Below are 24,410 nucleotides of genomic sequence, written 5' to 3'. Positions count from 1 at the left end.
CATGAGCCTTTGAGTGGGGTGTTAAATGGATGAATTCAAACCAGAAGACGAGCTGAAACCCGATCCCAGCGATCGTCGTACTGGTCGTTCTCGTCAATCTTCAGAACGTGATAACGAGCCGCAAATCAACTTTGACGATGTTGATTTGGATGCAGACGATCGTCGTCCGTCACGCAGCCGCAATGCGCGTGATGAGCGAGAAGAAGAAGAGGGTTATGAGTCCGAAGAAGATTCAATGGACGAAGAGCCTGTAGAGCGTCGCCCACGCAAACGTAAAGCGGCAGCCAAAAAACCGGCTTCACGCCAGTACATCATGATGGGCCTTGGCGTATTTGTCCTGCTGCTGCTGATTATCGGCATCGGCTCCGCGCTGAAAGCACCGTCAACGGATTCCACTGAGCAGACGCCTTCTGCCGAAAAGAGCATTAATCTTTCGGGGAATGACACTGCCGATCAGGCCAATGGTGCGCAGCCTGCGCCTGGCACAACATCTGCTGAGCAGACTGCAAGTGCGACGCAGGATGTTTCTCTGCCGCCTGTCTCCTCAACGCCAACTCAGGGTCAAACGCCTGCTACGCCAGAAGGCCAGCAGCGTGTAGAAGTTCAGGGCGATCTGAACAACGCACTGACCCAACCGCAGAGTCAGGATCAGGTGAACAACGTAGTGGCTAACTCTACGCTGCCAACCGAGCCTGCGACGGTAGCACCGATTCGTGGTGGCGCGGCTCAACCGCAAACCACAGCAACGGAAACCAAACCGCGTCAGACTCAGACCCAGACTGCGCCTCGACCAGAGCGCAAACAGGCTGTCATTGAGCCGAAGCGTGAAACCAAACCGCAGACGGTTGCGAAAGCGCCAGAAGCGAAACCTGTTGCACAGCCTAAGCAGACCGAAACCGCAGCCGTGAAAGCGCCTGCTGCGACAACGACTGCACCGAAGGCCACGACCTCAACGCCAGCAGCCACGCCTGCGCCAGCCGCGACGGCAACGGCCAGCGCTGCAGCCACGGGTAAATCTACGGGCAACGTGGGTTCGCTGAAATCAGCGCCTTCCAGCAACTACACGCTTCAGTTGAGCAGCTCTTCCAGCTACGACAATCTGAACGGCTGGGCGAAGAAATCGAATCTGAAAAACTATGTGGTTTATCAGACGACCCGCAACGGACAACCCTGGTATGTGCTGGTGAGCGGTGTGTACGCGTCTAAAGACGAAGCGAAACGCGCAGTTGCCGCGTTACCTGCGGATGTTCAGGCGAAAAACCCGTGGGCGAAACCGATTCATCAGGTTCAGGCTGATTTGAAGTAATGGTTAAAGCGCAGGATGCTGTCGGAGCTTTTTCCACAGCCGGAGAAGGTGTAATTAGTTAGTCAGCATGAAAAAAAATCGCGCTTTTCTAAAATGGGCAGGGGGGAAATACCCCCTGCTCGACGATATTAATAAACATCTGCCGAAAGGCGAGTGTCTTATCGAGCCCTTCGTGGGCGCCGGGTCGGTGTTCCTGAACACCGACTTTTCTCGCTATATCCTTGCGGATATCAACAGCGATCTCATTACCCTCTATAACATCGTTAAAACTCAGACAGATGAGTATATCGATGCGGCGCGTGAACTCTTTACCCCAGAGAACAACAACCCGGACGCCTACTATCAGTACCGCGCCGAGTTCAACCAGAGCACGGATGCGTTCCGTCGCGCGCAGTTGTTCTTGTATCTGAACCGTCATGGCTACAATGGCCTGTGCCGGTACAACCTGAAGGGTGAATTTAACGTGCCGTTTGGCCGCTACAAGCGTCCCTACTTCCCGCTGGCCGAGCTGCAGCATTTTGCCGAAAAGGCACAGAAAGCTGAGTTCCATTGCATCTCGTATGAAGAGTGTATGGAAATGGCGAACGCGGACTCCGTGGTTTATTGCGATCCGCCTTACGCCCCGCTCTCGGCTACTGCGAATTTTACCGCCTATCACACCAACAGCTTCAGCCCGAAAGAGCAGGCTCATCTGGCTGAAATGGCGGAAAAGCTGGTCAGTAAGCAAATCACGGTGTTAATTTCGAACCATGATACGCCTGATACTCGCGAGTGGTACAAAGCGGCGAACGATCGTATTCAGCTTAAAGTGCGGCGCAGTATCAGCAGCAACGGCGGCACACGTAAAAAGGTGGACGAACTGCTGGCTCTTTATCGACCCTGAGCCGTTTCGCCCGCCGGTAACTACATTTCAAGGAGATGCGGATGAAACAGTTTTTGATTGCTCCCTCAATTCTGTCAGCCGATTTCGCCCGCCTGGGTGAAGATACGGCCAACGCCTTAGCCGCCGGTGCGGATGTGGTCCATTTCGACGTCATGGACAATCACTACGTGCCGAACCTGACCATCGGCCCGATGGTTCTGAAAGCGCTGCGTAACTACGGCATCACCGCCCCGATTGACGTTCACCTGATGGTGAAACCGGTCGATCGCATTGTGCCGGATTTTGCCGCCGCAGGGGCCAGCATCATTACCTTCCATCCCGAAGCCTCCGAGCATGTCGATCGCACACTGCAGCTGATTAAAGAAAACGGCTGCAAAGCGGGCCTGGTGTTTAACCCGGCAACCCCGCTCAGCTACCTTGATTACGTCATGGATAAGCTGGATGTGATCCTGCTGATGTCCGTTAACCCAGGCTTTGGCGGCCAGTCCTTTATCCCGCAAACGCTGGATAAACTGCGCGAAGTGCGCCGTCGTATTGATGAGTCTGGCTATGACATCCGCCTGGAAGTGGACGGCGGCGTGAAGGTCAACAACATCGGCGAAATCGCGGCGGCGGGTGCAGATATGTTCGTTGCCGGCTCGGCGATTTTCGACCAACCGGATTACAAAAGAGTCATTGAAGAAATGCGCGCTGAACTGGCAAAGGTAAGTCATGGATAAGTTGAAGGCAATTCGGGGCGTCGCGTTCGACCTCGATGGCACGCTGGTCGACAGCGCGCCAGGTTTAACCAGCGCCGTGGATCAGGCGCTCTATGCGCTCGAGCTGCCGATGGCAGGCGAAGATCGCGTAGTAACCTGGATCGGTAACGGCGCAGACGTGCTGATGGAACGTGCCCTGACATGGGCGCGCCAGGAGCGTGCGATTCAGCGCGCCGCGCAGGGTAAACCCGGCGTTGATCACTCGGATATCCCCCAGGACGAGCAGTTACGCGTCCTGCGTAAACTCTTCAATCGTTACTATGAAGAGACGGTGGAAGAGGGCAGCTTCCTGTTCCCGGACGTGGTGGAAACCCTTAGCGCGCTGCATTCTAACGGCCTGCCGCTGGCGCTGGTAACCAACAAGCCGACGCCGTTTGTCGCTCCGCTGCTTGAAGCGCTGGGCATCGCGAAGTACTTCTCCGTGATCGTCGGCGGTGATGACGTACAAAACAAAAAGCCACATCCTGAGCCGATCTTACTGGTGGCAGGAAAACTGTCGTTATCGCCTGAACAGCTGCTCTTTGTCGGCGATTCGCGCAATGATATTCTGGCGGCCAAATCGGCAGGATCCCCCTCCGTCGGCCTAACCTATGGCTACAACTACGGTGAAGCCATTACGCTGAGTGAGCCGGACGTGGTGTTCGATCACTTCAAAGATTTACTGCCCGCACTCGGGCTTTCGCACAGTGAACATCAGGAATCGAAAAATGACTAAGCCCATCGTATTTAGTGGCGCACAGCCTTCAGGTGAATTGACCATTGGTAACTACATGGGTGCGTTACGTCAGTGGGTCAACATGCAGGATGATTATCACTGCATCTACTGCATCGTGGATTTACACGCGATTACTGCGCGTCAGGATCCAGAGAAACTGCGCAAAGCGACGCTGGATACGCTGGCGCTGTACTTGGCCTGTGGCATCGATCCTGAGAAAAGCACCATCTTCGTGCAGTCTCACGTGCCAGAACACGCACAGCTCGGCTGGGCGCTGAACTGCTACACCTATTTCGGTGAACTGAGCCGCATGACCCAGTTCAAAGACAAATCTGCGCGCTACTCCGAAAACATCAACGCCGGTCTGTTTGACTACCCGGTGCTGATGGCGGCAGATATTCTGCTGTACCAGACTAATCAGGTACCGGTTGGTGAAGACCAGAAACAGCATCTGGAGCTTAGCCGTGATATCGCCCAGCGCTTCAATGCCATTTATGGTGATGTCTTTAAAGTACCAGAGCCGTTCATTCCGAAATCCGGCGCGCGCGTGATGTCTCTGCTTGAGCCGACCAAGAAGATGTCCAAGTCCGACGATAACCGCAATAACGTGATCGGCCTGCTGGAAGATCCGAAAGCGGTGGTTAAGAAGCTTAAGCGTGCAGTGACCGACTCCGACGAGCCGCCTGTTGTTCGCTACGATGTGCAGAACAAAGCGGGTGTTTCAAACCTGCTGGATATTCTCTCCGGTGTGACCGGTCAGAGCATCCCTGAGCTTGAGCAGCACTTCGAAGGCAAAATGTATGGTCACCTGAAAGGGGAAGTGGCTGAGGCGGTTTCTGGCATGCTGACTGACCTGCAGGAGCGTTATCACCGTTTCCGTAACGACGAAGCGTTCCTGAACAACGTGATGCGCGACGGTGCCGACAAAGCCAGCGCTCGTGCGTCTGAAACCCTGAAAGCGGTGTATGACGCGATTGGGTTTGTAGGTAAGCCGTAAGCCGTTGCCGGGTGGTTTGACGTAGAGCGGGAAAGCGCGAGCGTAACCGGCGAAACAACCGCTCTGCACCCATAAAAAAAACCGGGATATTCCCGGTTTTTTTGTGCCTGAAAAAGGCTTACGGCTGTACTGCCGCCGGGCCACAGCCGCCGATCATTTTCGAAATCGAGATCGCAGGGTGCAGGAAGTAATCATAGCCGCAGTTGTTTTTGGTGTTTTGCACGTGACCCGTACACGCCGTCAGGGTAGATAACAAGCCAACTAACACAGCGGCTTTTGCCAGTTTAAACATACACTTTCCTTGTAATGGAGCCGTACTTTTGGATGTAAAATGAGGGAATTAATGGAAAAGATTCCATTTCGCAGGCGGTATGTTATCGGCAGGTGTCAGGCGGGAGTAGTCCGGTTAAAGACTACTCCCTGAAGTGTGAATATGCGGGGGGAGATTAATGGTTTGAGAACCAGTTTAGCTTTTCGCGCAGTTCGACCACGCGGCCAACAACGATCAGCGCCGGGCTTTCCACCTGCTGCGCCAGTTCACCCAGTTGAGTCAGAACGCCGCTCACCACGCGTTGCGTAATGGCAGTGCCGTTTTCCACCAGCGCCACCGGCATATCCTCCGGCATACCGTGTTCCAGCAGTTTTTCCTGAATAGTGGCCGCCTGGTTTAACCCCATGTAGAACACCAGCGTCTGTTTCTCTGCGGCCAGGTTATGCCAGTCCAGCTCGCTGCCGGTTTTCAGGTGGCCCGTCACCAGGCGCACGCTCTGGGCGTAATCGCGATGAGTCAGCGGAATACCGGAGTAGGCCGAGCAGCCAGACGCTGCCGTAATTCCCGGTACAACCGAGAACGGAATACCCGCATTGCAGAGCGTTTCCAGCTCTTCGCCGCCGCGCCCAAAGATAAACGGATCGCCGCCCTTGAGGCGCACCACGCGTTTTCCTTTTTGCGCCTCACGCAGCAGAATCTGGTTGATCTCTTCCTGCGGCACGCAGTGATACCCGGCGCGTTTACCGACAAAGACCCGGTCAGCGTCGCGGCGTACCAGATTCATGATGTCATCGGAAACCAGACGATCGTAAACCACGATATCCGCCTGCTGGATCTGCTGCAGCCCTTTCAGGGTCAACAGCCCCGCGTCACCCGGCCCTGCGCCCACAAGCACCACTTCGCCGCGATGGTCCAGCGGCTCGGTCAGCAGGCGTTCGGTGGTCTCGGTAATGGCTTTCTGATCCTGATTCGCCAGCGACTGCGCCAGGCGATCGTTTACAAAGAATTTTTCCCAGAAGCGACGGCGCTCGCCAACGGTGGCGAAGGTTTTCTTCACCCGCGAGCGGAGTTGCCCCGCGTAGTGCGCCACCTGACCAAGATGCTGAGGCAGTATCGCTTCCAGTTTCTCACGCAGCAAACGCGCCAGCACCGGAGAGGTGCCGCCGGACGACACCGCCACCATCAGCGGCGAGCGGTCGATAATCGACGGCATAATAAAACTGGCTTCTTTTGGCGCGTCGACCACATTGCAGAAAATACGGCGGGTTTCACAGGCGTCGCTGACGCGCTGGTTCACTTCGTCGTTATCTGTTGCGGCGATGGTCAGCCAGCAGGTGTCGAGCAACGCTTCGTCGAATTCGCCTTCGACCAGTGTCAGCATGCCTTCCTGCGCCCATACGATAAACTGCGGGTCAAAGGCGAGGGCATTCACCGTCAGTCGGGCACCCGCTTCTAACAGGAGACGCGCTTTGCGTTCAGCGACATCGCCACCGCCCACCAGCAGGCAGTCGCGATGGCGTAATTGACAGAAAATCGGCAGGTGATCCACGACATTACCTCTTAAGAGTGAGCTTTCGCCTTAACAGTTGCGATGGTTTACGGAGTCGGATGCTCCGCTTTGTGAGTAGCATACCCGTAACGACAAGCGTCATACAGAAAACATGTGAAACGTACGGGAGGCATTGCGCCTCCCGTTCTGGTTTAGCCTTTCAGCTGCACGTTGCCGTCTTTCACGCGAACGTCGTAGTGCTTCACAGAGCGACTTTCATCTTCCATACAGTGCCCGTCCGTTAAGCGGAAACGCTGTTTTTTCAGCGGGCTGGCGACCCACAGCTCGTCCTGGTGTTCAGCAATCAGGCCGCGAGACAACACGCTGGCCTCAAAGAACGGATCGATATTGCTGATCGCAAAGAGCTGTTCATCGTGGCGCGGGCGGAAGATCGCCACATGCTCGTTGCCCAGCAGCGCACAGACGCCCGTCGCTGGAATGATGTCGTCGATTTTGCAGATGTTTACCCACTGGCTCATACGTTTTCCTCCACCAGAGTCACCGGAATGCGCTCGTATGGCGTTGCCGGACGGTGCTGCTCGCGCTCAGCAACAACCTGTACGTTCGGATCGCGCTGGGTGCTGTTGATAAAGTGTTTGAAGCGAAACTGTGCGGCTGGCGTGTTAACGGTTTCTGTCCACTCGCAAATGACGGCCTCGCGCAGGCGGGCAATCTCTTCTTCCAGATGTTCGTTCAGGCCGAGTTTATCGTCGATGATCACCGATTTCAGATATTCGATGCCGCCTTCCAGGTTATCGAGCCAGGAGGCGGTACGGGTCAGTTTGTCGGCGGTACGAATGTAGAACATCATGAAGCGGTCGAGATACTTGAGCAGGGTTTCGCGATCGAGATCAGCCGCCAGCAGGTCGGCGTGACGCGGCTTCATCCCGCCGTTACCGCATACGTACAGGTTCCAGCCTTTTTCGGTGGCGATAATCCCCACGTCTTTACCCTGCGCTTCCGCACATTCGCGGGTACAGCCGGAGACGCCAAACTTCATTTTGTGTGGGGTACGAATGCCCTTGTAGCGGTTTTCCAGCTCAACGCCGAAGCCCACGCTATCGCCCACGCCGTAACGGCACCAGGTGCTGCCGACGCAGGTTTTCGCCATACGCAGCGCTTTGGCATACGCGTGACCGGTTTCGAAGCCCGCTTCGATCAGCTGACGCCAGATTTCCGGCAGGTCATCTTTCTGCGCGCCAAACAGGCCGATACGCTGGGAACCGGTGATTTTGGTGTACAGGTTAAATTCGCGCGCCACGCGGCCCACGGCCACCAGCCCTTCCGGGGTGATTTCGCCACCGGCGGAACGTGGGATCACAGAGTAAGTCCCGTCTTTCTGGATGTTCGCCAGGAAGTTGTCGTTGGTATCCTGCAGCGGCGTGTGCTCTGGCTTCAGGATGTATTCATTCCAGCAGGAGGCCAGCAGTGAACCGACGGTCGGTTTACAGACTTCGCAGCCGTAGCCCTGACCGTGTTTTTGCAGCAGTTCGTCGAAAGTTTTGATGCCTTCCACGCGGATCAGGTGGTAAATCTCCTGGCGTGAGTACGAGAAGTGCTCACACAGGTTGTTGTTCACTTCGATGCCCTGTTTCGCCAGTTCGGCGTTCAGCACCTGGGTGACCAGCGGGATACAGCCGCCGCAGCCGGTACCGGCTTTGGTTTCGGCTTTCAGGGCGGCGACGGTATGGTAGCCTTTGTTGATCGCTGAGATCAGCATGCCTTTGGTCACGTCGAAGCAGGAGCAAATCTGCGCGCTGTCGGGCAGTTTATCCACGCCGATAGAAGGTTTGCCGTTGGAGGCATGAGCCGGCAGGATCAGCGCGTCCGGGTTTTCCGGCAGTTCGATGGCGTTCAGGACCAGCTGCAGCAGATTACCGAAATCGCTGGTATCACCCACCAGTACCGCACCCAGCAGGTTTTTGTTGTCCTGACTGACGATCAGGCGTTTGTAGACCTCTTTGCTTTCGTCGAGGTAAACGTAGCTGCGACAGCCTGGTGTGCGACCGTGCGCATCGCCGATCCCGCCGACGTCCACGCCGAGCAGTTTCAGCTTGGCGCTCATGTCCGCGCCGGTGAAGGCATTTTCGTTACCGAGAATATGGTCAACGGCGACCTGCGCCATTTTGTAGCCGGGTGCCACCAGACCATACACGCGGTTGTTCCAGCTGGCGCATTCGCCGATGGCGTAAATGTCCGGGTCGGAGGTCTGACAGGCGTCGTTAATCATGATCCCGCCGCGCTGAGCCACGGCCAGACCGCACTGGGTCGCCATTTTGTCGCGCGGACGGATACCGGTGGAGAAGACGATGAAGTCGACTTCCAGCTCGCTGCCGTCGGCAAAGCGCATGGTTTTACGCGCTTCGGTGCCTTCCTGAACGATCTCTTTGGTATTTTTGCTGGTGTGAACTTTCACACCCATGCTTTCGATTTTACGGCGCAGCTGATCGCCACCCATGTGGTCGAGTTGTTCAGCCATCAGCATCGGGGCAAATTCGATGACGTGGGTTTCGACCCCCAGGTTTTTCAGCGCGCCTGCCGCTTCGAGGCCCAGCAGACCGCCGCCGACTACCGCACCGCGTTTACTGCGGCGTGCACAGGATTCGATCGCTTTGAGGTCTTCAATGGTACGATAAACGAAGCAATCCTGCGTTTCCGAGCCTTTGATTGGCGGGATCCACGGGTAAGAGCCAGTCGCCATGATCAACTTATCGTAAAAAACCGTGCGTCCGGCACTGGAGTGGATCACTTTTTCCTGGCGGTTGATGGTGATAGCGCGTTCGCCCACCAGCACCTTGACGCCATGCTTCTCGTAGAAACCTTCGCGCACCAGCGAAAGTTCTTCTGCGGTGTGATGAGAGAAGTAGGAAGAGAGGTGTACACGATCGTATGCTTTGCGGGGTTCTTCACAGAAGACGGTAATATCGAACTGGGCAGCGTCAGCTTTATCAAGGAGATCCTCAATAAAGCGGTGGCCGACCATGCCGTTACCGATAATAGCGAGTCTGACTTTGCTCATTTTTGCCTCGATTTCTTTTCTATTACTGCCTACCTTAACGATTCAGCAGGGGCACTTATTGATGCAAATCAAATACGCCTTAACCTACCACTTAGTGGGTATATGACTGATTTGTCAGGATTTTTATAAGTCATGGAAATAGCACGCTTTTCGCGAGCGTCTAATTTATATACAAATTAGGGGGCTAATGATTACGATGACGTACCCCTTAATTTCAGCCGCATTTTTCGGGAGAAAGGTATGACGACAACACCGCTTTGGCTGGTTCAGAATGTTCGGTTACCTGGCCGGGAAGGGTTATGGCAAATCGGCATTGAGAATGGCCGTTTTGCAGAGATCACCCCGATGCGCGACGCTCATGACGAAAGTTATGAAGTGCTTAACGCTCGCGGTGGACTGGCGATTCCGCCGTTTATCGAGCCTCATATTCATCTGGATACGACGCAAACCGCCGGGGAACCGAGCTGGAACCAGTCGGGAACGTTGTTTGAAGGCATCGAACGCTGGGCCGAACGCAAGGCGCTGCTCAGCCATGACGATGTCAAAGCCCGCGCGTGGAAAACGCTGAAGTGGCAAATCGCCAACGGCATCCAGTTTGTGCGCACCCATGTGGATGTCTCCGATCCGACCCTTACCGCCCTTAAAGCGATGCTGGAAGTGAAGCAGGAAGTGGCGCCGTGGGTCACGCTGCAAATCGTCGCATTCCCGCAGGAAGGCATTCTCTCTTATCCCAACGGCGCGGCGCTGCTGGAGGAGGCCTTGAAACTGGGGGCCGATGTAGTCGGGGCGATCCCGCACTTTGAATTTACCCGCGAGTACGGCGTGGAGTCCTTGCACATCGCCTTCGCGCTGGCGAAAAAATATGACCGCCCGCTGGATATCCACTGCGATGAGATCGACGATGAACAGTCGCGCTTCGTCGAAACCGTCGCCATGCTGGCGTACGAGGCGGGCATTGGCCATCGCGTGACTGCCAGCCATACCACGGCGATGCACTCCTACAACGGCGCTTACACGTCGCGCCTGTTCCGCCTGCTGAAAATGTCAGACATCAATTTTGTCGCCAATCCGCTGGTGAATATCCATCTGCAAGGGCGTTTTGACGACTATCCGAAACGCCGCGGCATCACCCGCGTGAAAGAGCTGCTCGAGGCAGGGATTAATGTCTGCTTCGGTCATGATGACGTCTTTGATCCCTGGTATCCGCTGGGGACGGGCAATATGTTGCAGGTGCTGCACATGGGGCTGCATGTTTGCCAGATGATGGGCTATCCGCAAATCGACAGCGGGTTAAACCTGATCACGCACAACAGCGCCAGAACGTTTGGCCTGACGGATTACGGCATCGAAACGGGTCATCCGGCGAACCTGATTATTTTGCCTGCTGAGAGCGGTTTCGAAGCGGTGCGTTGCCAGGTGCCGGTGCGCTGGTCGATTCGTCAGGGACGGGTGATCGCCACCACACAGCTGGCGCAAACGTGGATACAAACCGATAGCGGGGGAGAGGAAGTGAGTTTTACACGAAACAGCCCCTTCGCCGATGGCAAAGGGGCGTAGGCATTAGTGAGAAGCCGCTGCCGTGTTGTGCTGACGGTGGCGGGTGACAAAGCCCAGAATCAGACACATCACGAACACCACGGCGTACAAGCCGTTAGCCGTGTGCAGGGCCGCCAGCGGGCCACTGTGTGCCACGATTGGACCGGTCACCACGAAGGTCAGCATGGTGCCGATGGTGCCGCAGGTCAGCACAAAGTTAACCAGCTTCGGCGACGCCACTTTAGTTTGCAGGGAGCCGAGCGTAATGATCGAGGTGTAAATCGCGCTGGAGAAGAAACCGAGGGTCAGAATGAACCACGGCATATGCTCCGGCGAACCGTTGATGAACAGATACATCAGCACGGTTGCCAGGCCCGCCAGTACGGTCAGGATACGCTGCAGATCGAAGAAGCGCAGGATGAAGCTAAACGCCCACATGCCAAACATGTACGACATCCAGAAATCACTCACCAGTTTACCGGCGTCGTTCAGGCTCATGCCCAGCCCTTTGGCATATTCCGGCACCCAGGAGATAAAGCCCAGCTGGCCGAGGATGTAGCACAGCGCGGCAATGGAGAGGAACAGCACGCCGATTCCCCATTTCTCTTTCACCACCGGCTCAGAGGTTTGCACCGCTTTTTTGCCCAGTACCGGGAAATCGCAGCCGAAGGTCAGAATAAAGATAGCGACGTACACCAGCCCGATGCAGGCATAAACCCAGTACCACTCGATGCTACGCGCCAGCAGAACGGCGGCCACCATTGGGAAGATCATCCCCGCCATGCTGAAGAACGAGTCGGTGAACAGCAGACGCGCGCCGCGCTGGCGGCCTTCATACATGTGGGTGATCAGGAAGGTCCCGATGGACATGGTGATCCCGCTGACCAGCCCGAGAACGAACATAGACGCCGAGAACAGGGCGATACTGTGGCTGACCATCAGGCCCGCCACGGCGGCGACCATCAGCACAAAGCCGAAGCGCAGCTGCGTTTTCAGCGGCACGATTTCCATCAGCCAGGCGTTTAAAAAGATCGAAATCAGGATCCCGGCGTTCAGGAAGGTGAAGGTGTTACTCATGCTGGAAACAGGTAGCTGGAAATAATCGGCAATATTGCCCATTACCATCCCGGTGACGATCACCAGTGCGCCGGTGAGGGCGTACGAGAAGAAGCTGATCCATGTGAGCTTGATGCGGTTGCTGTTAGTCATGTCTGCCTTGTATATGTACGTAAAGCGCGTTGACGCGCGAAGTGCGGGCAGATTTTAGTCATTTAAGTGATCTATTTAAATCTTTTCTGAAAATTATGATCATCGTTACAGTATTTATCATGACGGAAATCACCTTTTTACCCGCTGGATTCAACTGTTTGCACCGTTACAACTGTTTCAAATTCGTAAAATTAGGTAAAAGGCTGGCCTCCATCCATACTGCTCTTTAGAATCAAGCAACTTGCCTTATTTACCGCGCTTTTTTAAGGAATTCTCATGCTCAAATCAACTCTGGCGGCTGTCGCAGCTGTGTTTGCTCTTTCTGCTGTCTCTCCTGCTGTTCTCGCAGCGAAAGGCGACCCCCATGTTTTGCTGACAACGTCCGCCGGGAATATTGAGCTGGAACTGAATAGCCAGAAAGCTCCTGTTTCTGTGAAAAACTTCCTTGATTACGTCAATAGCGGTTTCTATAACAACACCACATTCCACCGCGTGATCCCGGGCTTCATGCTCCAGGGCGGCGGTTTTAACGAGCAGATGCAGCAGAAACAGCCTAACGCGCCGATCAAAAACGAAGCCGATAACGGCCTGCGTAATACCCGTGGCACCATCTCCATGGCACGTACTGCCGATAAAGACAGCGCGACCAGCCAGTTCTTCCTGAACGTAGCTGATAACGCCTTCCTCGATCACGGTCAGCGTGATTTTGGTTATGCGGTCTTCGGTAAAGTTGTGAAAGGCATGGACGTGGCGGACAAGATCTCTCAGGTGCAGACCCACGACGTCGGTCCATACCAGAATGTGCCGACAAAACCGGTAGTTATCCTCTCGGCAAAAGTGCTGCCGTAAGATTCTCCTCTGCGGGCATTCTCGCCCGCATTGCTTTTCCCTCCCTGCGAAAGCGCAGTTTGCTGCTTATACTTGTGGCAAACGGACACATTCAGGGAGGCGTTAAGTGAAAAAACTCACCGATAAGCAAAAATCCCGTCTCTGGGAGCAACAGCGAAATACCAATTTCCAGGCCAGCCGCCGTCTCGAAGGCGTCGATAGCCCGTTAGTCACGCTCAGTGCGCAGGACGCGGAGGTTCGTATTCAGGAACTCAGGAGGCACTATGAGCGATAAAATTGGTGACGACCGCGATCCGTACCTCTATCCCGGCCTGAATGTGATGCGTAATGCGCTCAGTATTCGTCAGGCGGAGCGCCTGGCACAGGCCTCCTACGAACTCACCGCCCTGCGCGCGGCCACGCTGCCTCTCGGCCCGCCGGCCCGCGGGCTGCCGCATCTGTGCGCCATCCATCGCCACCTTTATCAGGATATTTTTAGCTGGGCGGGGGCGATTCGTGAGGTCGATATCTATCAGGGCGATACCCGTTTTTGCCATTTTGCCTACATCGAAAAAGAGGGCAACGCCCTGATGCAGGACCTGGAGGAGGAGCACTATCTCACCGGCCTTGAGCGCGAGGCGTTTATTGCCAGACTCAGCCACTACTACTGCGAGATTAACGTGCTGCACCCGTTTCGCATTGGCAACGGCATCGCGCAGCGCGTCTTCTTCGAGCAGCTGGCAATCCACGCGGGCTATCAGCTGAGCTGGCAGGGCATCGATCCGGATGCGTGGTCGGCGGCCAACCAGAGCGGGGCGATGGGCGATCTAACCGCGCTCAACGCCATCTTTGCCAAAGTAGTGAGCGAAGCGCGGGAAACTGAGTAGAATAGGGCGGCTATTTTTGTCCCGGAGCCGCCATGATCCTGCTGATTGATAACTACGATTCCTTTACCTGGAACCTTTACCAGTACTTTTGTGAACTGGGTGCAGAGGTCATTGTCCGGCGCAACGATGACATCACGCTGGTTGATATCGACGCACTGGCCCCGCAGAAAATCGTGATTTCACCGGGGCCGTGTACGCCTGACGAATCGGGTATTTCGCTGGAGGTCATCCGCCACTATTCCGGCAAACTGCCGATTCTGGGGGTTTGTCTCGGTCATCAGGCTATCGCGCAGGTGTTTGGTGCGACCATTGTTCGTGCCGAACGCGTGATGCACGGCAAAACCTCACCGGTCACCCACACCGGTATGGGAGTTTTTCAGGGGCTGAATAACCCGCTGACGGTTACGCGCTACCACTCGCTGGTGATCGACCCGACCACGCTTCCCGCGTGCTTTGACGTCACCGCCTGGAGCGACACCCGTCAGATCATGGGCATTCGCCATCGCGAGTGGGACCTCGAAGGGGTGCAGTTCCATCCGGAGAGCATTCTGAGCGAACAGGGCCACCAGCTTCTCGCCAATTTCCTCAATCGCTGAATTTTTATTGCCTTGTTGTGATTTTTTATGCATATTTTGTGATTATATTTTCACAATTAATGTGACATAAAACGGACGGGCATGACATGGCAACTGAACAACCTGCAATTACGCGCGCAACATTCGATGAAGTGATTCTGCCGGTTTATGCACCGGCGGAGTTTATCCCGGTGAAAGGGAAAGGCAGTCGGGTATGGGATCAACAGGGCAAAGAGTACGTTGATTTCGCGGGCGGCATTGCGGTGACGGCGCTGGGGCACTGCCATCCGGCGCTGGTTGAGGCGCTGAAAACCCAGGGGGAAACCCTGTGGCACACCAGCAACGTGTTCACCAACGAACCGGCGCTGCGCCTGGGCCGTAAGATCATTGATACCACTTTTGCCGAGCGTGTGCTGTTCATGAACTCCGGCACCGAAGCCAATGAAACCGCCTTTAAGCTGGCGCGCTATTACGCTTCCACGCGTCACAGCCCATACAAAAGCAAGATTATCGCTTTCCATAACGCCTTCCATGGCCGTTCGCTGTTCACCGTTTCCGTGGGCGGGCAGCCGAAATATTCCGACGGTTTTGGTCCAAAACCCGCTGATATTATCCACGTGCCGTTTAACGATCTGCATGCGGTAAAAGCGGTGATGGACGATCACACCTGCGCGGTGGTGGTTGAGCCGATCCAGGGCGAGGGCGGCGTGATGGCCGCGACGCCAGAATTCCTGAAAGGACTGCGCGAGCTGTGCAATGAGCATCAGGCGCTGCTGGTCTTTGATGAAGTGCAGAGCGGTATGGGACGTACCGGCGATCTGTTTGCCTATATGCACTACGGCGTAACGCCAGATATCCTGACCAGTGCCAAAGCGCTCGGCGGCGGTTTCCCGGTGAGCGCCGTACTGACGACGCAAGAGATCGCCTCGGCCTTCCACGTCGGCTCTCACGGCTCCACTTATGGCGGCAACCCGCTGGCGTGCGCGATCGCCGGGGCGGCGTTCGATATTATCAACACCCCGGAAGTGCTGAACGGCGTAAACGCGAAGCGTGAGCAGTTTGTGCAGCATCTCCAGCAGATCGACGCGCAGTACGACGTGTTCAGCGATATTCGCGGCATGGGACTGTTAGTCGGTGCGGAACTGAAGCCGCAGTACAAAGGTCGCGCGCGCGATTTCCTCCACGCCGCTGCCCACGAAGGGGTGATGGTGTTGAATGCCGGGCCGGATGTGATGCGCTTTGCGCCGTCGCTGGTGATTGAAGGGCAGGATATCGATGACGGTATGAACCGCTTTGCCAGTGCAGTGAAGAAGATCGTTCAGGGCTAATGGAGTCGCGGCTTCGTTTTGTTCCGACCTACGGAGCCGCAAACCTCACGACGTCTTACGGCGCATAATCCGCGTCAGCCAAATCCCGTGATGCGGACGCTGACGCCATGCCACCGACGAAATGGTGTGCATGGTGTTCAGATGTCCTATTACGCGCTGTAAATGCTGCTCCAGAGTGCTCATCGGCCCGTGGGTGAGCGTCTCTGGCGCTTCCAGAATGTTCGAGTCTCCCGACTCTCCCGGCGCGTCGTACTCCAGACGCTGCTGACAACGCTGCAATGCAATTTCACACGACTGCAAATAGCGCTGCGCCAGATCCGGCGTCAGCATCGTGTGCTCGCGCGCCAGGGTCGTCATCGCGTTAATGTGTTCGACGATGAACTGGCTGTGCGTCACCCACAGTTTCATATCTGCCAGATAGTCTGAATTAAAGCCCGGCTCCTGCATCGCCTGGTTGAGGGAGTTATACAGCGCGTTGTGCGCCTGGTTGACCTTCATGCGCTCGTACGCCAGCGGCGAAGGTTTGGGATCGTCGCTCAGGATCAGACGAATGGCCTGCTGGTCCGCTTCAAGGGCGTCGTGGGCGTTCTGGCGCAGCAGCCCGCTCTGCCACTGTGGCCACAGCCAGACCATGCCGCCAAAGGCGATCAGACAGCCAATCAATGTATCCACCAGTCGCGCCACGATAAACTGTTCGCCGTTCAGGGTCAGCAGTTGCAGGGTATATACCGCCGTCACTGTAAACCCAACCATTGCCCAGCCGTAGTTTTTGCGGATGATCAGATAGCCGACCAGGGTAATGACCAGCATTCCCAGCAGGGTATAGCCGTCAGGAACATGGAAGTGCAGTGTGATACCGGCAATCACCAGCCCGGCAAACGTCCCGAGCGCACGGTGCAGTATTCGCACGCGCGTCGCGCCATAGCCATTCTGCGTGACAAACAGCACGGTCATTAAAATCCAGTAGGGCTTGGGTAAGTGCAGCGCGACGCCCATCAGGCTGGCGATGCTCAGCATCACGCTGATGCGTGCGGCATTGCGCAGGGCGGAAGATTTCAGTGATAAATAGCTTTTCAGTGCCGGTAGCAGCGGCAGACGCTTTTGTTTATCGGCCATCAGGTCGCGCGGGTAGAGCGGGCGCTGAGTGCGCAACACGCGTGCGATGCGGCTAAAGTGCCACGCGCAAAACTGCCCAACCGGATTATCCGGATGCTGACGGGCAATTTTCTCCAGCGCGCCCAGCTGTTTATCCATTGTAAAACGCGTGGGATAACGGTGGTAAAGAATATCGTCAGCCAGCACCCGCAGGCGGGCCGCGACCGTCTGGGCATTCCAGCGGATCACCGCTTCGGCGTGGCTGCGCTCCACCAGTTTTTGCACCTCCTGCGGGTGATGCAGACTGACCGAAATATGCTCCTGTAGATCAAGCCCCACCTGGAAGACGCGCAGCAGTCGCTTGTATTCATGGTTTTTATTGGCCGCCAGCATATGCAGCTGCTGATAGCACTGGCTGATTAAGTCGACCACTTTTTGCTGGCGCGTAAGCAGCGGGGGCAATGATTTTTCCGGGTCTGTGTGTTGCGTCAGCAGGGTGTATTTGGCTTCGCAATAGTCCGCGAGCTGGACGTAGAGCAGGCTCAGGGATTCGCGCAGGGGCTGCTCCCGCCACATCCAGAACCAGAACCAGTTAAACAGCCCGTACCACAGGGTACCGAACGTATAGATCAGCAGCGGCTCCCAGACGGGCATATTTCCGGCGAGGCTCAGTGTGAAAATAGCGGCTATCAGTGAGGCGGGCAGTAGGCGAGCGTGCAGCGAACTGATCTCCGCCGTGACGCCCAGCGTCATAGCCAGCACGGTCAGGATTAACGGCAGCGGGATATCACGGGCCAGCAGCAGCTGCACGGCCAGGCTACATCCGGCGAACAGGCAGCCGCCGATAATCAGGCGTTTGAAAAAGCGTTTATGCGGTGTATCGAGACCGGCAATGTTGCAGCAGGCAGGAACGAGAGAGAACAACAGCCCATGTTGCAGATGGCCCAGGATTAAACCGACAGCCACGGGAAGACATAACACCAGAGTTTGACGTAGTGCGTAGTTAACTTCGGGGTGATAAATCAGCCTGCGCCACATGATCGTCAGAGACAAAAACGGCGTGACACCTCGCGATGGCACGCCGTTCGTTCCGGAATTAACGCGTTCCGTAGACCACGATAGTTTTACCGTGAGCGGAGATCAGGTTTTGATCTTCCAGCATTTTCAGGATACGGCCAACGGTTTCACGAGAACAGCCGACGATCTGACCAATCTCCTGACGGGTAATTTTAATTTGCATACCGTCCGGGTGGGTCATGGCGTCAGGTTGTTTCGCCAGGTTCAGCAGGGTCTGCGCGATGCGGCCTGTTACGTCCAGGAAGGCGAGGTTACCCACTTTCTCGGAAGTGACCTGCAGGCGGCGAGCCATCTGCGAAGAAAGACGCATCAGGATGTCCGGGTTCACCTGGATCAGCTGGCGGAATTTCTTATAGGAGATCTCTGCAACTTCACACGCGGTTTTCGCACGCACCCAGGCGCTACGTTCCTGGCCTTCTTCAAACAGGCCCAGTTCACCGATGAAATCGCCCTGGTTCAGATAAGAAAGGATCATCTCTTTCCCTTCTTCATCTTTGATCAGCACTGCCACCGAGCCTTTGACGATGTAATACAACGTTTCCGCTTTTTCACCCTGGTGAATCAGCGTGCTCTTCGATGGGTACTTATGAATGTGGCAATGAGACAAGAACCATTCGAGAGTCGGGTCTGTTTGCGGTTTGCCAAGCACCATGCGCTGTTATCCTCTGTTATAAGCTGTCTCAGAGTCAAAATCGCATCCTGACTCTGGGGTTGCAATCGAATTCTTACCCGTACCTGGGAAGTGGCTGTCGCACTGTTCGCAGCCAGTAAAGTTTGATGTCCTCTGCATACATGTGTAACGTCAATGTATTACTGTAGCATCGAGACTGTTTTAGCATAGCTTTAGCCGCGTGTCTCCTGGTGTCTCGCTTCAGCATGATGCAGGTCGCCTTCCGTTGCGAGAATTGTAACGCACGCGTAATCTGTTCGGAAAAATGCAACTTTGGAGTTAATGAAAATGCAAGCGCGTGTGAAATGGGTTGAAGGTTTAACGTTCCTTGGCGAATCCGCTTCAGGACACCAGATTTTGATGGACGGCAACTCCGGAGATAAAGCGCCAAGCCCGATGGAAGTGGTACTGATGGCGGCGGGCGGATGCAGCGCGATTGACGTGGTTTCGATTCTGCAGAAAGGTCGTCATGACGTGACGGACTGCGAAGTGAAGCTGACCTCAGAGCGTCGCGAAGAGGCGCCACGTCTGTTTACGCACATCAACTTGCATTTTATCGTCACCGGTAAAGAGCTGAAGGATGCGGCGGTTTCCCGTGCGGTGGATCTGTCTGCGGAGAAGTACTGCTCCGTGGCGCTGATGCTGGAAAAAGCGGTGAACATTACGCATTCCTACGAAGTGATCGACGCTTAACACTACGCCCGGTAGCGCTACGCTTGCCGGGCCTGTCACCGCATGATTCAGCCGGATAGCGAAGCGCTCCCCGGCGACTGAACTCAGGCGATCTTCTTGCCTTCCATCAGCCGTTGCACCAGCGGCATCATGATCAGCTCCATCGCCAGCCCCATCTTCCCGCCCGGGACCACTAATGTATTGATATGGGAAATGAATGAGCCCTGCAGCATCGCCAGCAGCCAGGGGTAATCAATGTCTTCCAGATTGCGGAAGTGAATCACCACAAAACTCTCGTCCAGCGACGGAATTGTTTTCGCCGCAAACGGGTTAGAGGTGTCCACCGTCGGGACGCGCTGGAAGTTGATGTGGGTCCGCGAGAACTGCGGCGTCAGGAAGTTGATGTAATCTTCCATCGAGCGCACGACCGAATCCATCACCGCTTCACGCGAATGGCCGCGCTCGCTCATGTCACGGGTCAGCTTCTGAATCCACTCCAGATTGACAATCGGCACCACGCCGACCAGCAGATCCACGTGGCGTGCCACATCGTGCTGTGGAGTCACCACGCCGCCGTGCAAGCCTTCATAAAACAACACGTCCGTTGGCTCCGGCAGGGGCTGCCACGGGGTGAATGTGCCAGGAACCTGATTCCATGGCACCGCTTCATCGTAGGTGTGCAGATATTTACGCGACTGACCTTTGCCCGTGTGGCCGTAGTCCTGAAAAGTTTGTTCCAGCAGGCCAAAGTCGTTGGCGTCTGGCCCGAAATAGCTGATGTGTTTACCTAAATCCCGGGCCTTACGAATAGCCATGTCCATTTCAGGACGGGTGAAGCGATGAAAACTGTCGCCCTCAACCTCGGCAGCGCGCAGATTGAGCTGTGCGAAAATCTTGCGAAAAGCGAGGCTGGTGGTGGTGGTTCCCGCACCACTCGAACCCGTAACGGCAATAACCGGATGTCTGGCGGACATAGCAACTCCCTGACTGGAAAGATGGAACAATCAACCGCGAAACTGATTGCGCGGCATGATGTTGACGGTTTCGTGCAGTTCAGACCACACCAGCAACACCTCGCCACTCTGTAGCTGCCGTTTTACATCGGCGACCTTTTGTTCAAGCGAACGCTCATGTTCACCATAATCGGTGCCTTCGCGTAATACAAAGCTTTCAATCAGGCTATCCAGCGTTTCGGGAGCCAGATCCTGCCAGGGAATCATCATTTTACTCTCTCCAGAAATGGGGTTAACCAGTCAGGGATGCGCGATTCCAGCCACATTTTCGGGCGAAGTAACGTCCCGGTGATAAAGCCGACGTGGCCGCCGTGTTCGGTCAGCTGATACTGCACGTTTGCAGGCAGATGTTCCGGGGCCGGAATCGAGTGATGATCCATAAAGGGATCATCTTTCGCATGGATGATCAGCGTCGGTTTGGTGATCTGGTTCAGCAACGGCATCGCGCTACACTGACGATAGTAGTCGATCGCGTCGGCAAAGCCGTGGATCTTCGACGTGATCAGATCATCAAACTCGCGAAGACGGCGCATCCGCTTCAGCTGTTGCAGGCTGATGGGCAGAGTGTCCGGATAGGCCTTTAGCTTACGCGCGGCGTTAGCTTTCAGCAGGTTGAGCAGATAGCGCTGATAGACCCGCGAAAAACCCTTTTCCATATGGTAGCTGCACTGCTCAAGCATGAACGGCGCGGAGACAATCACCGCCGCATCCAGCGGAACGTTATTGCTCTCTTTTGCCAGCAGGCAGGCGAGCATATTACCGCCCAGGGAGTAGCCTACGGCAGCCGTCGGCACGGTGCCGAAGGTAGTGCTTAACCAGTGTAAAAACCAGGTACCGTCTTCGGTTTCGCCGGAGTGATAAATTCGCTCGCGGCGATTCGGCTCGCCGCTGCAGCCGCGAAAGTGCATCACGACGCCGAGCCAGCCGCGTGATTTTGCCGCGTGGATCAGCCCGTGGGCGTAGGGGCTGTGCAGGCTCCCTTCCAGCCCATGAAACACCACCAGACGCGGTTTGTGCCTGGCCTGTTCGGGATCTTCGCTCCAGGCTAAATCCACGAAATCTCCGTCCGGCAGGTCGAGGCGCTGCCAGTGCGGCGTAAACTGCAGTTTTCGGCGCAAAATCCGCGGCAGCATGGTCTGCAGATGTGGGTTCGCCACACCCCGCATGGGGACGAATGCTGCGCTCTCATCGCTTGCGATGTCGAAATCTGATGGAATAATTTGAGTCATAACGATGCAATGTTAATTCTTGTCAGTCATTTACTATACCTTCCGAATTGTACCCTGTTTATAAAAACGAAGAGCGTTTACCTCCGATTCAGCCATTTCTGCCACCTCTGGCATTTTTTCGCGCGATGCGAACTGATCTCGATCACAAATCTTTACCTCGATTATTACTCTCAGGCTAATGATTCCACACTACGCTTAATTGATGCCTTTCTCACCAGAGCGCACACTTTGTTCAGCGTTAAGCAAATCAGAATGATGTGCTGAATCAGGAGGTTAATAATGTTATCTGGGCAAACACCCGCCCGGGTCTGGAACACGCGTCGCACTGAAAAAGCGCGCCGCCTGGCTTCTGTCCCGGTGCAAGGCAAGGTTCTGCCAACCGACGATCTTGTCGCCATGCTGGAAAAACTGATTGCTCCGGGCGATAAAGTCGTCCTGGAAGGCAACAACCAAAAGCAGGCTGATTTTCTGTCCCGTTCACTGGCCGAGGTCAATCCGCAAATCGTGCATGATCTGCATATGATCATGCCAAGCGTCGGTCGCAGCGAGCATCTCGATATCTTCGAAAAGGGCATCGCCCGCAAACTCGATTTCTCCTTCTCCGGAACCCAAAGCCTGCGTATTTCGCAGCTACTGGAGGACGGCCAGCTCGAAATCGGCGCCATTCATACCTACATCGAACTCTACTCCCGCCTGTACGTCGATCTTTCACCGAACGTGGCGCTGATTGCCGGTTTTAAAGCGGACCGCAAAGGCAACCTGTATACCGGCGCAAGCACCGAAGACACGCCTGCACTGGTGGAAGCCGCCGCGTTCCACGACGGGATCGTCATCGCTCAGGTGAACGAGTTGGTGGACGACGAGTGCGATCTGCCGCGCGTCGATATTCCTGGCTCGTGGATTGATTACGTGGTCGTTGCCGACAAGCCGTTCTTCATCGAACCGCTGTTTACCCGCGACCCGCGTCTCATCAAACAAGAACACATCCTGATGGCGATGATGGCGATTAAGGGCATCTACGCGGAACACCAGGTGCAGTCTCTGAACCACGGTATTGGCTTTAACACCGCAGCGATTGAGCTGTTGCTGCCGACCTACGGCGAACAGCTCGGTCTGAAGGGCAAAATCTGTAAGCACTGGACCCTGAACCCGCACCCAACGCTGATTCCGGCGATTGAAAGCGGCTGGGTGGAGAGCGTCCACTGCTTCGGCGGTGAGCTGGGGATGGAAGAGTACATCCGTGCCCGTCCTGACGTGTTCTTTACCGGTGCCGACGGCTCTATGCGTTCCAACCGCGCATTCTGCCAGCTGGCAGGCCAGTACGCGGTGGATATGTTTATCGGTTCAACCCTCCAGGTTGACGGCTATGCCAACTCCTCGACTGTGACCCGCGGTCGCCTGTCGGGCTTCGGCGGTGCGCCAAACATGGGCCACGATCCCCACGGTCGTCGTCATGCCACGCCAGCATGGCTCAACATGATCACCGAACCAGATCCGATGCAGCGCGGTAAAAAGCTGGTGGTGCAGATGGTGGAAACTTTCCAGGCGGGCGTTAAACCGACCTTCGTGGAAAAACTCGATGCCGTTGAAGTGGCGAAAACCTCCGGGATGCCGCTGGCGCCAGTCATGATTTACGGCGATGACGTGACGCACGTGCTCACCGAAGAGGGGATAGCGTACCTCTATCGCGCTGAAAATCTCGAAGAGCGCCGCGCAATGGTTGCGGCAGTGGCCGGGATCACCGACATCGGCCTGGGCGTGGACGCCAAACGCGTCGCCGCGCTTCGCCAGAGTGGCAAAGTGGTCTATCCGGAAGATATGGGTATTCGTCGTACCGATGCGACCCGATCTCTGCTGGCAGCCGGGAGTGTCTCTGACCTGGTGGAATGGTCCGGCGGTCTTTACAACCCACCTGCGAAATTCCGGAGCTGGTAATGAAACTTCTGCCACAGATTCAGGTTGAAGGCGGTGCCGAATGGCTGGCGCGAACCGCCACGCAGTGTCTGATTGACGAAGCACGATTAAGCCCGAAACCCGGTCTGGTGGACAGTCGGGGGAATGGTGCGCACCAGGATCTCTCGCTCGCGTTAATGGAGCGTTCCGCGCACAGCCTGACCCCCACGTTTCAGGCACTGGCGCAGCAAAGCTGGCAGCGTCCGGCCGACATTGCGCTCAGACAAACCATCGGCAGGCTCGGCCGTGAGGGCGAGCAGAACATGATGGCGGCCACCCAGGGAGTGAACACCCACCGTGGCGCAATCTGGGCGCTCGGGCTGCTGGTAAGCGCGGTAGCGATGCTGGGCGGCGACGCGCTTTCGCAGACTATCGCACGGACTGCAGCCGAACTGGCCACGCTGCCCGATGACGCCGCCCCGAAAGTATTCAGCAAAGGGCTTCGCGCCACGCACCGCTACCGGGTGCCGGGTGCACGCGAAGAGGCGCAGCAGGCGTTCCCACACGTTTTACAGCGGGCACTGCCGCAGCTTCGTCTCAGCCGCCTGAACGGCAGCAGCGAATCGCACGCCAGGCTTGATGCGCTGATGGCCATCATGACCTCGCTGACCGACACCTGCGTGCTCTCCCGCGCCGGGATGGAAGGACTGGAGACGATGCAGGACGGCGCTCGCGCCGTGCTGAATGCGGGCGGAACCGCGCAGCCGGAAGGCCAGCGCGCTTTGGCGGAACTTGACCGCCGGATGCTGGCGCTCAACGCCTCTCCGGGTGGTGCCGCCGATCTGCTTGCCGCCACGCTGTTCCTCGACCGCGTCGAGACGCCTTATTCAAAGCATTAAG

The 24,410-nt window shown here is 56.1% G+C and carries 24 protein-coding genes; 14 read left to right on the top strand and 10 right to left on the bottom strand.

What is annotated here, in order from left to right:
* Positions 1–25: 25 nt before the first annotated feature.
* From damX to trpS, 5 genes are all read left to right on the top strand, one after another.
* Positions 26–1,306 (top strand): cell division protein DamX, encoded by a 1,281-nt coding sequence (damX, locus tag ACB496_RS20575; RefSeq protein WP_371973557.1) that lies wholly within the window; start codon positions 26–28, stop codon positions 1,304–1,306.
* Positions 1,307–1,373: 67 nt separating this feature from the next.
* Positions 1,374–2,189 (top strand): adenine-specific DNA-methyltransferase, encoded by an 816-nt coding sequence (gene dam, locus ACB496_RS20570; protein WP_371973555.1) that lies wholly within the window; start codon positions 1,374–1,376, stop codon positions 2,187–2,189.
* 41 nt (positions 2,190–2,230) lie between these two features.
* Entirely contained in the window at positions 2,231–2,908 is a 678-nt protein-coding gene (rpe, locus tag ACB496_RS20565; RefSeq protein ID WP_371973553.1) for a ribulose-phosphate 3-epimerase, read from the top strand.
* Complete coding sequence (gph, locus tag ACB496_RS20560) at positions 2,901–3,662, top strand: phosphoglycolate phosphatase (RefSeq protein WP_100778614.1); 762 nt, start codon at positions 2,901–2,903, stop codon at positions 3,660–3,662. Before rpe ends, gph begins: the two co-directional genes overlap by 8 nt.
* A complete protein-coding gene (trpS, locus tag ACB496_RS20555; protein ID WP_100778615.1) occupies positions 3,655–4,659 on the top strand; it encodes a tryptophan--tRNA ligase in 1,005 nt (334 codons plus the stop codon). The genes gph and trpS overlap by 8 nt, the downstream gene beginning before the upstream one ends.
* Before the next feature lie 118 nt (positions 4,660–4,777).
* Here the strand turns inward: trpS and ACB496_RS20550 are convergent, their stop codons facing one another.
* The 4 genes from ACB496_RS20550 to nirB form a co-directional block, all read right to left on the bottom strand.
* Positions 4,778–4,951 (bottom strand): YhfL family protein, encoded by a 174-nt coding sequence (locus ACB496_RS20550; protein ID WP_371973551.1) that lies wholly within the window; start codon positions 4,949–4,951, stop codon positions 4,778–4,780.
* 154 nt (positions 4,952–5,105) lie between these two features.
* Entirely contained in the window at positions 5,106–6,479 is a 1,374-nt protein-coding gene (gene cysG, locus ACB496_RS20545; protein ID WP_371973549.1) for a siroheme synthase CysG, read from the bottom strand.
* 152 nt (positions 6,480–6,631) lie between these two features.
* Positions 6,632–6,958, bottom strand: a complete 327-nt coding sequence (gene nirD / locus ACB496_RS20540) for a nitrite reductase small subunit NirD (RefSeq protein WP_371973547.1) — start codon at positions 6,956–6,958, stop codon at positions 6,632–6,634.
* On the bottom strand, positions 6,955–9,498 hold the full coding sequence (nirB, locus tag ACB496_RS20535; RefSeq protein ID WP_371973545.1) for a nitrite reductase large subunit NirB: 2,544 nt from the start codon (positions 9,496–9,498) through the stop codon (positions 6,955–6,957). The genes nirD and nirB overlap by 4 nt, the downstream gene beginning before the upstream one ends.
* 240 nt (positions 9,499–9,738) lie before the next feature.
* On the opposite strand from nirB, the gene ACB496_RS20530 reads away from it, so the two are divergent.
* On the top strand, positions 9,739–11,055 hold the full coding sequence (locus tag ACB496_RS20530; protein WP_129034795.1) for a cytosine deaminase: 1,317 nt from the start codon (positions 9,739–9,741) through the stop codon (positions 11,053–11,055).
* A gap of 3 nt (positions 11,056–11,058) precedes the next feature.
* On the opposite strand, the gene tsgA is transcribed toward ACB496_RS20530, so the two are convergent.
* A complete protein-coding gene (gene tsgA, locus ACB496_RS20525; RefSeq protein WP_102105346.1) occupies positions 11,059–12,243 on the bottom strand; it encodes an MFS transporter TsgA in 1,185 nt (394 codons plus the stop codon).
* Positions 12,244–12,519: 276 nt separating this feature from the next.
* On the opposite strand from tsgA, the gene ppiA reads away from it, so the two are divergent.
* The 5 genes from ppiA (at position 12,520) to ACB496_RS20500 (ending at position 15,861) form a co-directional block, all read left to right on the top strand.
* On the top strand, positions 12,520–13,092 hold the full coding sequence (gene ppiA / locus ACB496_RS20520) for a peptidylprolyl isomerase A (RefSeq protein ID WP_095283699.1): 573 nt from the start codon (positions 12,520–12,522) through the stop codon (positions 13,090–13,092).
* 106 nt (positions 13,093–13,198) lie between these two features.
* Entirely contained in the window at positions 13,199–13,366 is a 168-nt protein-coding gene (locus ACB496_RS20515; protein ID WP_100778622.1) for a YhfG family protein, read from the top strand.
* Positions 13,356–13,958, top strand: coding sequence for a putative adenosine monophosphate-protein transferase Fic (locus ACB496_RS20510; protein WP_107702718.1), 603 nt, complete (start codon positions 13,356–13,358; stop codon positions 13,956–13,958). The genes ACB496_RS20515 and ACB496_RS20510 overlap by 11 nt, the downstream gene beginning before the upstream one ends.
* 32 nt (positions 13,959–13,990) lie before the next feature.
* Positions 13,991–14,554: an aminodeoxychorismate synthase component 2 gene (gene pabA / locus ACB496_RS20505; RefSeq protein ID WP_371973542.1), complete on the top strand. Its 564-nt coding sequence runs from the start codon at positions 13,991–13,993 to the stop codon at positions 14,552–14,554.
* Between the two features lie 86 nt (positions 14,555–14,640).
* The gene (locus ACB496_RS20500) at positions 14,641–15,861 is read left to right on the top strand and encodes an aspartate aminotransferase family protein (RefSeq protein WP_371973540.1); all 1,221 of its coding nucleotides are present in this window, start codon (positions 14,641–14,643) and stop codon (positions 15,859–15,861) included.
* 45 nt (positions 15,862–15,906) lie between these two features.
* Here the strand turns inward: ACB496_RS20500 and ACB496_RS20495 are convergent, their stop codons facing one another.
* The gene (locus ACB496_RS20495; RefSeq protein ID WP_100778626.1) at positions 15,907–17,994 is read right to left on the bottom strand and encodes a YccS/YhfK family putative transporter; all 2,088 of its coding nucleotides are present in this window, start codon (positions 17,992–17,994) and stop codon (positions 15,907–15,909) included.
* Between the two features lie 58 nt (positions 17,995–18,052).
* A complete protein-coding gene (crp, locus tag ACB496_RS20490; RefSeq protein WP_000242758.1) occupies positions 18,053–18,685 on the bottom strand; it encodes a cAMP-activated global transcriptional regulator CRP in 633 nt (210 codons plus the stop codon).
* 306 nt (positions 18,686–18,991) lie between these two features.
* Between crp and ACB496_RS20485 the strand changes: the two genes are divergently transcribed.
* Entirely contained in the window at positions 18,992–19,396 is a 405-nt protein-coding gene (locus tag ACB496_RS20485; protein ID WP_100780801.1) for an OsmC family protein, read from the top strand.
* Between the two features lie 83 nt (positions 19,397–19,479).
* On the opposite strand, the gene ACB496_RS20480 is transcribed toward ACB496_RS20485, so the two are convergent.
* From ACB496_RS20480 to ACB496_RS20470, 3 genes are read right to left on the bottom strand one after another with little or no spacing between them, the layout of a single operon-like run.
* Positions 19,480–20,349, bottom strand: coding sequence for a phosphoribulokinase (locus ACB496_RS20480; RefSeq protein ID WP_100778627.1), 870 nt, complete (start codon positions 20,347–20,349; stop codon positions 19,480–19,482).
* Between the two features lie 30 nt (positions 20,350–20,379).
* A complete protein-coding gene (locus tag ACB496_RS20475; RefSeq protein ID WP_095283693.1) occupies positions 20,380–20,598 on the bottom strand; it encodes a YheU family protein in 219 nt (72 codons plus the stop codon).
* Positions 20,595–21,617: a hydrolase gene (locus tag ACB496_RS20470; protein ID WP_100778628.1), complete on the bottom strand. Its 1,023-nt coding sequence runs from the start codon at positions 21,615–21,617 to the stop codon at positions 20,595–20,597. Before ACB496_RS20470 ends, ACB496_RS20475 begins: the two co-directional genes overlap by 4 nt.
* Positions 21,618–21,896: 279 nt before the next feature.
* On the opposite strand from ACB496_RS20470, the gene mdcA reads away from it, so the two are divergent.
* Both mdcA and ACB496_RS20460 read left to right on the top strand, forming a co-directional pair.
* Positions 21,897–23,552, top strand: coding sequence for a malonate decarboxylase subunit alpha (gene mdcA, locus ACB496_RS20465; protein WP_100778629.1), 1,656 nt, complete (start codon positions 21,897–21,899; stop codon positions 23,550–23,552).
* Entirely contained in the window at positions 23,552–24,409 is an 858-nt protein-coding gene (locus ACB496_RS20460; protein WP_371973517.1) for a triphosphoribosyl-dephospho-CoA synthase, read from the top strand. Before mdcA ends, ACB496_RS20460 begins: the two co-directional genes overlap by 1 nt.
* Position 24,410 lies beyond the last annotated feature (1 nt).

The organism is Lelliottia nimipressuralis, from assembly GCF_041464075.1.
Taxonomy (GTDB): Bacteria; Pseudomonadota; Gammaproteobacteria; order Enterobacterales; family Enterobacteriaceae; genus Enterobacter; species Enterobacter nimipressuralis.
This window is presented reverse-complemented; position numbering and strand designations above follow the sequence as displayed.